At 63.1% G+C, this 8,971-nt stretch carries 3 protein-coding genes and 4 pseudogenes; 1 reads left to right on the top strand and 6 read right to left on the bottom strand.

The window, feature by feature from the left end:
- From AHiyo1_RS03715 to ilvD, 6 genes and pseudogenes are all read right to left on the bottom strand, one after another.
- Window positions 1-724, bottom strand: a pseudogene (locus tag AHiyo1_RS03715) (ABC transporter permease); the annotation flags it as partial.
- A gap of 210 nt (window positions 725-934) precedes the next feature.
- Window positions 935-2,529: pseudogene (gene serA, locus AHiyo1_RS03710) on the bottom strand (phosphoglycerate dehydrogenase).
- Between the two features lie 184 nt (window positions 2,530-2,713).
- Entirely contained in the window at window positions 2,714-3,739 is a 1,026-nt protein-coding gene (gene ilvC / locus AHiyo1_RS03705; RefSeq protein WP_059387645.1) for a ketol-acid reductoisomerase, read from the bottom strand.
- A gap of 80 nt (window positions 3,740-3,819) precedes the next feature.
- On the bottom strand, window positions 3,820-4,332 hold the full coding sequence (gene ilvN / locus AHiyo1_RS03700) for an acetolactate synthase small subunit (protein ID WP_028264679.1): 513 nt from the start codon (window positions 4,330-4,332) through the stop codon (window positions 3,820-3,822).
- A gap of 2 nt (window positions 4,333-4,334) precedes the next feature.
- Window positions 4,335-6,236 carry an acetolactate synthase large subunit gene (locus AHiyo1_RS03695; protein ID WP_059387644.1) on the bottom strand — a complete coding sequence of 634 codons (1,902 nt, stop codon included), beginning with the start codon at window positions 6,234-6,236 and terminating at the stop codon, window positions 4,335-4,337.
- 428 nt (window positions 6,237-6,664) lie between these two features.
- Window positions 6,665-8,383, bottom strand: a pseudogene (ilvD, locus tag AHiyo1_RS03690) (dihydroxy-acid dehydratase).
- 296 nt (window positions 8,384-8,679) lie between these two features.
- On the opposite strand from ilvD, the pseudogene AHiyo1_RS24435 reads away from it, so the two are divergent.
- Window positions 8,680-8,971: pseudogene (locus tag AHiyo1_RS24435) on the top strand (hypothetical protein); the annotation flags it as partial.

Raw genomic sequence — 8,971 nt, 5'->3', positions numbered from 1 at the left:
CGACGACCGACTCGGTGACCTGCGGAGCCATGGGCAGCGCTACGGAAAGGTTGAAGAGGTTGTGTTCCGAGCCGCCGGCGGGAGCGGGGAACTTGATGCCGGTCTCCCCCGCGGGTCCGGCGATGCGGATGCTCTTGCCTCCGGCAGTCTGCTGCTCAACAACCTGCCCCTTGCCGAGGGTGCCTTCGGCGCTGGTCTGGAAGAGGGTTTGCTGGGACACTCCGTCGGAGCTCACGGCGGTGGCGGTCAGGCGGTACTTCTTGGGCTTCGCGGGAAGCACGGATTCCGGTGCGGGCCAGCTCTTGGAGTCCGTTCCGGTCGGATCTCCCGCGGTGGCTCCACCAGCCAGTCCCGCGTTGTAGCCAAGGTAATCCATCGCGTCGAGACGCGGGGTTTCCAGGTTCTGCGTTACCCGGGAAACGAGGCTGATGGGCGCCGCGACCGACGCGCCGCTCAGCCCACGGATCTTCTCGAGTTGCGGGAAGCTGATGCCGCCCTGGCCGTTCGCGATGTCCGGCTGGAGGAGCGCCCCGCCGTCCTTTGTATTCGCGGACTTGGCCTGGACCAGGATGTCGTACAGGCCGCGTGAGTTCTCATCCACTGTCCGGTTCAGCGCGGCCTGCGACTGGCTCTGGATGAATACGGACAAACACATGGCGACGATCAAAATGGCCGCGGTCAACAGAAGCACACGGCTTCTGATGAACCTCTGGACGGCGTTCATAGGGCTCCCTGAGTCCTGGATTGCGGGTGTGCACACTGCTGTCCCTGGAACCATGCCGAGGCAATAGGAATCCACCGGGTGTGTGCAAAAGTTATTGGCCGGCCTGCCGCCGGTTCCGAATTTCGGACCAAGCCATTGTAGGCAGACCGGCCAATGATATGTGGCCGATGTGAAGTGCGGCACACTTTTCTAGCTCAAACGGTGAGGATGCTAGTCCTCCAGATCCACTTCACGAACCATGTCGGCGCCGATGCCGGCCTTGATGGCTTCAAGGACCTGCTGCGGCACCGAAGTGTCGATCGTGAGCAGCGCCAGGACCTGGCCGCCTTCGCTCTGGCGGGCCACCTGCATGCCACCGATATTGATGTTGTTCATGCCCAGGATGTGGCCGATGGTGCCGATGACACCGGGACGGTCCGCGTAGGAAACAACCACGAGGTGCTCGCTGATCGGGATTTCGACGTCGTAACCGTTGACGCCCACGAGCTTCTGGACCTGCTTGGGTCCGGTGAGCGTTCCGGCTACGGAAATCTGCGATCCGTCGCTGAGTGCCCCGCGGATGGTCAGGACGTTGCGGTAGTCCTCGGCTTCCGGCGTCGTGATCAGGCGGGTGTTGATGCCGCGCTGCTCGGCGATGACGGGTGCGTTGACGTAGGAGACCTGCTCGGTCACGACGTCGGCGAACACGCCCTTGAGCGCCGCCAGTTCGAGGACCTTCACGTCCAGGCTGGAGATTTCGCCCGCGACCTCGACGTCGATCTGCGTCAGGGATGCGTGGGTCAGGGCCGTGAAGATCCGGCCGAGCTTCTCGATCAGCGGGATTCCGGGGCGGACGTCGGAAGCGATCACGCCACCGGCCACGTTGACTGCATCCGGGACGAGTTCGCCGGCGAGGGCGAGGCGCACGGACTTCGCCACGGAGACGCCGGCTTTTTCCTGGGCTTCGTCCGTGGAGGCACCCAGGTGGGGCGTCACGATGACATTGTCCATGCCGAAGAACGGAAGGTCGGTGCTCGGCTCCTTGACGAAAACGTCGATGCCTGCGCCGGCGATCTGGCCGTCTTCCAAAGCCTCGTGGAGGGCTTCTTCGTCGATCAGGCCGCCGCGGGCGACGTTGACAACGTAGGCCGTTTCCTTCATCTTCTTGAAGGCATCGGCGCCCAACATGCCCACCGTTTCCGGGGTTTTGGGCATGTGGATGGTGATGAAGTCGGACTTCTCCAACAGTTCGTCCAGGGTGACGAGCTTGACGCCGAGCTGAGCGGCGCGCGCGGAGGTGATGTAGGGGTCGTAGGCGAGGATCTCGGTCTCGAAGCCCTGCAGGCGGGCGGCCACGAGCGCTCCGATGCGTCCGAGGCCGATGATGCCGATCTTCTTCTCGAAGAGTTCGATGCCCGTGTACTTGGAGCGCTTCCACTCGCCGCCCTTCAGGCGGAACTGGCCTGGGGGATGTGGCGGGCAAGGCTGAGGATGTGGCCGACCGTCAGCTCGGCAGCGGACACAATGTTCGACGTCGGGGCGTTGACCACCATGACGCCGGCCTGGGTAGCGGCCTTGATGTCCACGTTGTCCAGGCCGACGCCGGCACGCGCGATGATTTTGAGGTTCTTGGCTGCGGCAATTGCCTCGGCGTCCACCTGGGTGGCTGAACGCACGAGGATGGCGTCGACGTCGACGATTGCGGAGAGCAGCTGGGAGCGGTCCGCGCCGTCGGTTTGGCGGATCTCGAAGTCCGGACCAAGGGCCTCGATCGTGGCGGGCGAAAGTTCCTCAGCGAGGAGTACTACTGGCTTGGTGCTAGTCACCGGTGACCTCTTTAGCTCTCTTTTTCAGGTGGGGTTTTGGTGAAACGATTCTTTGACGACGAAGGCCGGACCCGGTATACCGAGTCCGGCCTCCATGCCGGGCGGCTTCATTTCGAGCCTATCCCGAACGGCGTTCTGTGTTGAATTGCTACGGCTCCTGCCGCGGCTTCAACGGGTGCCTTGACTAGCGGGCCGCGGAGCCTTCGACGTAGTCCTCGTCCTGCTGCTGCCAGGAGAACAAGGAACGCAGCTCGCGGCCGACCCCCTCGATCGGGTGCTGCTCTGCCTTGGCACGCAGCTCCTTGAACTCGACTGCGCCGTTGTCCTGGTCGTCGATGAAACGCTTGGCGAAGGCACCGGACTGGATGTCCGCGAGGACACCGGCCATGTTTTCCTTGACGCGGGGGTCGATGACGCGCGGGCCGGAGACGTAGTCGCCGTACTCTGCGGTGTCGGAAACGCTCCAGCGCTGCTTGGCGATGCCGCCCTCCCACATGAGGTCAACGATGAGCTTGAGCTCGTGAAGAACCTCGAAGTAGGCGATCTGCGGCTGGTAGCCGGCTTCGGTCAGGGTCTCGAAGCCGTACTGGATCAGCTGGGAGACGCCGCCGCAGAGGACAGCCTGCTCGCCGAAGAGGTCGGTTTCGGTCTCTTCGGTGAAGGTGGTCTTGATGACGCCGGCGCGGGTGCCGCCGATCGCCTTCGCGTAGGACTTGGCCAGGTCCCAAGCGGAACCGGAAGCGTCCTGCTCGACGGCGATGATGTCCGGGATACCTCGTCCGGCTTCGAACTCGCGGCGCACGGTGTGGCCCGGAGCCTTCGGGGCGATCAGGATGACGTCAACGCCCTCGGGCGCCTCGATGTAGCCGAAGCGGATGTTGAAGCCGTGGGCGAAGGCAAGGGCCTTGCCGGCGGTCAACTTGTCCTTGATGGAGTCGTTGTAGATCGCGCGCTGGTGCTGGTCCGGTGCCAGGATCATGATGACGTCGGCCCATTCGGCGGCGTCGGCAACGTTCTTGACCGTGAAGCCTGCGTCCTCGGCCTTTGCGATCGACTTCGAGCCTTCTTTGAGCGCGATGACAACCTCGACGCCGGAGTCGCGCAGGTTCAGCGCGTGGGCGTGGCCCTGGGAACCGTAGCCGACAATGGCAACCTTGCGACCCTGGATGATCGACAGGTCTGCGTCGTCGTCGTAGAACATTTCAGTCACTTGCGTAACTCCTCTTGAGTGGTTTTGTAGATATTGTCTGTGGTTCGGTATCGGGCTACTACGCAGTACTAGGACAGTACCTAAGCGCTGCGCAACGCCCTGTCACTCATGGAGCGGGATCCCCGCCCAACGGCCAAGGTGCCGGACTGCACTATTTCGCGGATGCCGAACGGCTCGAGCACAGAAAGCAGCGCTGCAAGCTTTTCCGGGGTACCGGTTGCCTCGATGACCACCGAGTCTGTGGAAACGTCAACCACTGAGGCACGGAACAAGTCTGCAGCTTGGGTGACCTGCAGGCGTGTCGCGGCATCCGCACGTACCTTGACCAGGATGTGGTCACGTTGCACGGAAGATTCTGAAGTCAGCTCCACAATCTTGATCACGTTGATCAGTTTGTTGAGCTGTTTGGTGACCTGCTCGATGAGGTCGCCATCGGCGTCGACGACGACGGTCATCCGGGAAATCCCGGAGACCTCGGTGGGGCCGACGGCCAGGGAGTTGATGTTGAAGGCCCGCCGGGCGAAGAGGCTGGCCACGCGGGTCAGCACGCCGGGCTTGTCTTCGACCAGAACGGACAATGTGTGGCGGCTCATGGCTAGTCCTCCTCTTCCCATTCCGGGGTCATGTTGCGGGCAACCTGGATCTGGTCGTTAGAGACTCCGGAGGGGACCATCGGCCACACCATGGAGTTCGGGCTGACCACAAAGTCGATGACCACGGGACGGTCATTGATTTCCAAGGCCTTCTGGATGGTGGCGTCAATGTCCTCGTCCCGCTCGCAGCGGAACGCGGCACAGCCGTAGGCGTCCGCCAGCTTGACGAAGTCCGGGATACGGACGGTGTCGTGGCCGGTGTTCAGGTCGGTGTTGGAGTAGCGGCCTTCATAGAAGAGGGTCTGCCACTGGCGCACCATGCCCAGCGAGGAGTTGTTGATGATGGCAACCTTGATGGGAATCTTGTTGATGGCGCAGGTGGCCAGTTCCTGGTTGGTCATCTGGAAGCAGCCGTCGCCGTCGATCGCCCAGACCACGCGGTCGGGTTCGCCGACCTTGGCGCCCATGGCTGCCGGCACGGCATAACCCATGGTCCCGGCTCCACCCGAGTTGAGCCAGGCGTGGGGACGCTCGTACTTGATGAACTGGGCGGCCCACATCTGGTGCTGGCCAACGCCTGCAACGTAGATGCCTTCCGGACCCGTGAGCGCACCAATGCGTTCGATGACCCGCTGGGGGGCGCTGAGTCCGTCTTCCGGCTCGGTCCAGCCAAGGGGGTAGGTGTCGCGGAGGTTGTTGAGGAACGCCCACCAACCGTCGAGGTCCGGGGTGCCGGATTGCTCGAAAGCGTTGCGGACAGCCTCCCTCAGTTCCGGAATGATCTCCTTGACGGAGCCCACGATCGGAACGTCGGCCGTACGGTTCTTGGAGATCTCCGCGGGGTCGATGTCCGCGTGGATGATCTTTGCGTGCGGAGCGAACGTGCTGAGCACACCCGTCACGCGGTCATCGAAGCGCGCACCAAGGGTGATCAACAGATCGGACTGCTGCAGTGCGGTAACCGCGGAAACCGTGCCGTGCATGCCGGGCATGCCGACGTGCAGGGGGTGGGAATCCGGGAACGCGCCGCGGGCCATGAGCGTTGTCACCACGGGAGCGCCGGTGAGTTCCGCGAGCTCGCGCAGTTCGGCCGATGCGTGGGCCTTGACCACTCCGCCGCCGACATACAGGACAGGCTTGCTTGCCGCAGCGATCAGCCGGGCGGCTTCGCGGACCTGCTTGTTGTGCCCGCGGACCACCGGACGATAACCCGGCAAATCGATCTTGGGCGGCCAGGAGAAGGTCATGGTGCCCTGCTGGGCATTTTTGGCGATATCCACCAATACGGGACCGGGACGACCGGTGCTCGCAAGGTAGAAAGCCTCGGCCATGACGTGCGGAATGTCATTGGGATCCGTCACCAGGAAGGAATGCTTGGTGATCGGCATGGTGATGCCGACGATGTCAGCTTCCTGGAAGGCATCAGTGCCGATGACGGAAGCCGATACCTGGCCGGTAATGGCCACGAGGGGCACGGAGTCCATGTGGGCATCCATGATGGCGGTAACGAGGTTGGTGGCACCGGGGCCCGAGGTGGCGATGCAGACGCCGACCCGTCCGGTAACCATGGCGTAGCCTTGCGCTGCGTGGCCGGCTCCCTGTTCGTGACGGACCAGGACGTGATTCATCTTGGAGGCCATCAAAGGGTCATAGGTGGGGAGGATCGCGCCACCGGGCAAACCAAAAATATCGTCCACGCCGAGTTCTTCGAGCGAGCGGACAATAGCTTCCGAGCCGGTCATCACCGTTGGGGGTACAACGTTGTTCGGCCCGAGTACAGGAGAGAGAGTTGCAGCATTGTCGACGACGGCGTCAGCCGGACGGTCGACCTTTTCCGGAGCCTTGGGGGCTCCAGCGGACTTTGCAGCCATCAGCGAGGGGCTGATCGGCGATCCTTTGCTCATCGGACTCTTCCTTTGGGGATCTTCAATTAGTGAAAGTTACTGCGTGGGTACTGCGTTCATGCTGGTTCTTGCTCAATGCGCCGTCCTGCGGGAAATAAAAAAACCCCTCAGCCTTGCGGCTCTTCGAGGGGTTGCGCGTGACGGTTCGTTACCAGTCGGGCTAGGAGGCCACGCGCTTGGTAAGTACGACAGTGCCCACGGTGGCGCCGACAGTAACGAATGCGATCATGCGTTCAGTGTTCCCTCTTAGTGAGATAGGTGTCAAACGATGAAGATGTCATCTCACTATGTGGACCTCATTGTCCACGGACTGGTCCTACCCCACCCTCCGGCGTGAACGCCGTCCGGCCGGGGCCCTCGGACCAGCCTTATTAAGCCCTGCCGCCTCCAGCGGCCTTGTCACCACTGGAGGCACGGGGTACTTAGCTTCAGCCGCAGTAGGCGCCTGTGGAGGCGCTGTGCACCAGCTTGGCGTACTTCGCGAGGACGCCCTTGGTGAACTTGGCCGGGAGGGGCTCCCAGCCGATCTTGCGGGACTCGAGCTCGGCTTCGTCCACCAGGAGGTCGAACGAACGGGCAGCGATGTCCACGCGGATCTTGTCGCCGTCCTTGACGAAGGCGATGGGTCCGCCGTCGACGGCTTCAGGCGCAACGTGCCCGATGCAGAGGCCGGTGGTACCGCCCGAGAAGCGGCCGTCGGTCAGCAGGAGCACGTCCTTGCCAAGGCCCGCGCCCTTGATGCGCCGGTGATGGCGAGCATCTCACGCATCCCCGGGCCGCCCTTGGGACCTTCGTAACGGATCACGACGACGTCCCCCGCCTTGATCCCGCCCTTGTCCAAAGCGTCGAGCGCACCCTGCTCGCGCTCGAACACGCGGGCGGTTCCTTCGAACACATCGGCGTCGAAGCCGGCGCTCTTCACGACGGCACCTTCCGGGGCCATGGAACCGTGCAGGATGGTGATCCCGCCGGTCTTGTGGATCGGGTTGTCCAGCGCGCGCAGGATCTTGCCGTCGAGGTCCGGCGGTTGATGGAGGCCAGGTTCTCGGCAAGGGTCTTGCCCGTGACCGTCAGGCAGTCGCCGTGCAGCAGGCCGGCGTCGAGCAGCGCCTTCATAATGACCGGCACGCCGCCGATCTTGTCGACGTCGGTCATGACGTAGCGGCCGAAGGGCTTGAGGTCGCCCAGGTGCGGGATCTTGTCGCCGATGCGGTTGAAGTCGTCCAGGGTCAGTTCGACCTCGGCTTCCCGGGCGATCGCGAGCAGGTGCAGGACGGCGTTGGTGGAGCCGCCGAAGGCCATGGTGACGGCGATGGCGTTCTCGAACGCCTTTTTGGTCATGATGTCCCGCGCGGTAATGCCGAGGCGGAGCAGGTTGACCACTGCCTCGCCGGACTTGCGGGCAAAGTCATCACGACGGCGGTCTGCCGAGGGCGGGGCAGCCGAGCCCGGCAGGGACATGCCGAGGGCTTCACCGATGCACGCCATGGTGTTGGCCGTGTACATACCGCCGCAGGCGCCTTCACCAGGACAGATCGCGCGTTCGATGCGGTCCAGGTCGCCCTTGCTCATCTTGCCTGCAGCGCAGGCGCCCACGGCTTCGAAGGCGTCAATGAGGGTGACTTCCTTCTCCGATCCGTCCTCAAGCTTGACCCAGCCCGGCATGATGGAACCGGCGTAGAGGAAGACGCTGGCGAGGTCCAGGCGGGCGGCTGCCATCAGCATGCCCGGGAGGGATTTGTCGCAGCCGGCCAGCAAAACGGAGCCGTCGATGCGCTCGGCCTGCATGACCGTTTCAACGGAGTCGGCAATGACTTCGCGCGAAACAAGGGAAAAGTGCATGCCTCGTGGCCCATGGAAATGCCGTCCGAAACGGAAATGGTGCCGAACTGCATGGGGAAACCACCGCCGGCGTGAACGCCTTCCTTGGCGCCCTGGGCGAGCCGGTTCAGCGAGAGGTTGCAGGGGGTAATTTCGTTCCACGAGCTCGCGACGCCGATCTGGGGCTTGGCGAAGTCATCATCGCCCATGCCTACGGCCCGGAACATGCCTCGCGCGGGGGCGGCATGGATGCCGTCCGTTACGACCCGGCTGCGTGGCTTGATGTCCGGCTGGTTGTCTGTCGCAATTGGGGTGTGGTCACTCATGGGCACGAGTCTATGACTCTTGGGCTGTGGCCAACGAACATGATCGGCGGGTTAAGGCGAATTTGGCACTATTTCAGCCAATATTTCATTCAAATAATGGACAGTCGTCTCGCTATGTGAGACATGGGTCTCATTGTCGGCTGCTGGCCCATCCGACAGGATCGCTGATGCGCTGAAGAGCCGCGAATCGATTGACTAACCTAGACAGCCCCGTGACACGGACGTAACGTCAAATCACGACAGCTGCGCCACTCGAACAGACATGCGCCAATTGAACAGACAGAAGGGCTCCTCCCATGGATTGGTTGATCTGGGTCATCGTCATCGTGTTGATCGTCGCGATTGTTTGGTGGCTCCTGAGCCGCAATAGCGCGAAGTCTTCTTCGGGCTCCGGGGCTTCGCCGTCGCAGGCCGCCTCGTCACCACAAATGGACGTCACAGCAGCCGCATTGACAGGCTCCGCCCCCTTGGTCGCCGCAACCGCGACCGCCGATCAAGAGCTAGCCGAGTCGCGCGCAGCCGCACCCGAGCCGGAGCCGGAAGCCGAAACTGAGGCAGGCGGCGTCGACGTCGACGACTGGGAGCGCC

This window comes from Arthrobacter sp. Hiyo1 (assembly GCF_001263615.2).
Lineage (GTDB): Bacteria > Actinomycetota > Actinomycetes > Actinomycetales > Micrococcaceae > Arthrobacter.
This window is presented reverse-complemented; position numbering and strand designations above follow the sequence as displayed.

Excerpts from the sequence above, each read along its gene's own strand:
- ilvN (WP_028264679.1), bottom strand. The coding sequence starts at position 4,332 with ATGAGCCGCCACACATTGTCCGTTCTGGTCGAAGACAAGCCCGGCGTG.
- AHiyo1_RS03695 (WP_059387644.1), bottom strand. The coding sequence starts at position 6,236 with ATGAGCAAAGGATCGCCGATCAGCCCCTCGCTGATGGCTGCAAAGTCC.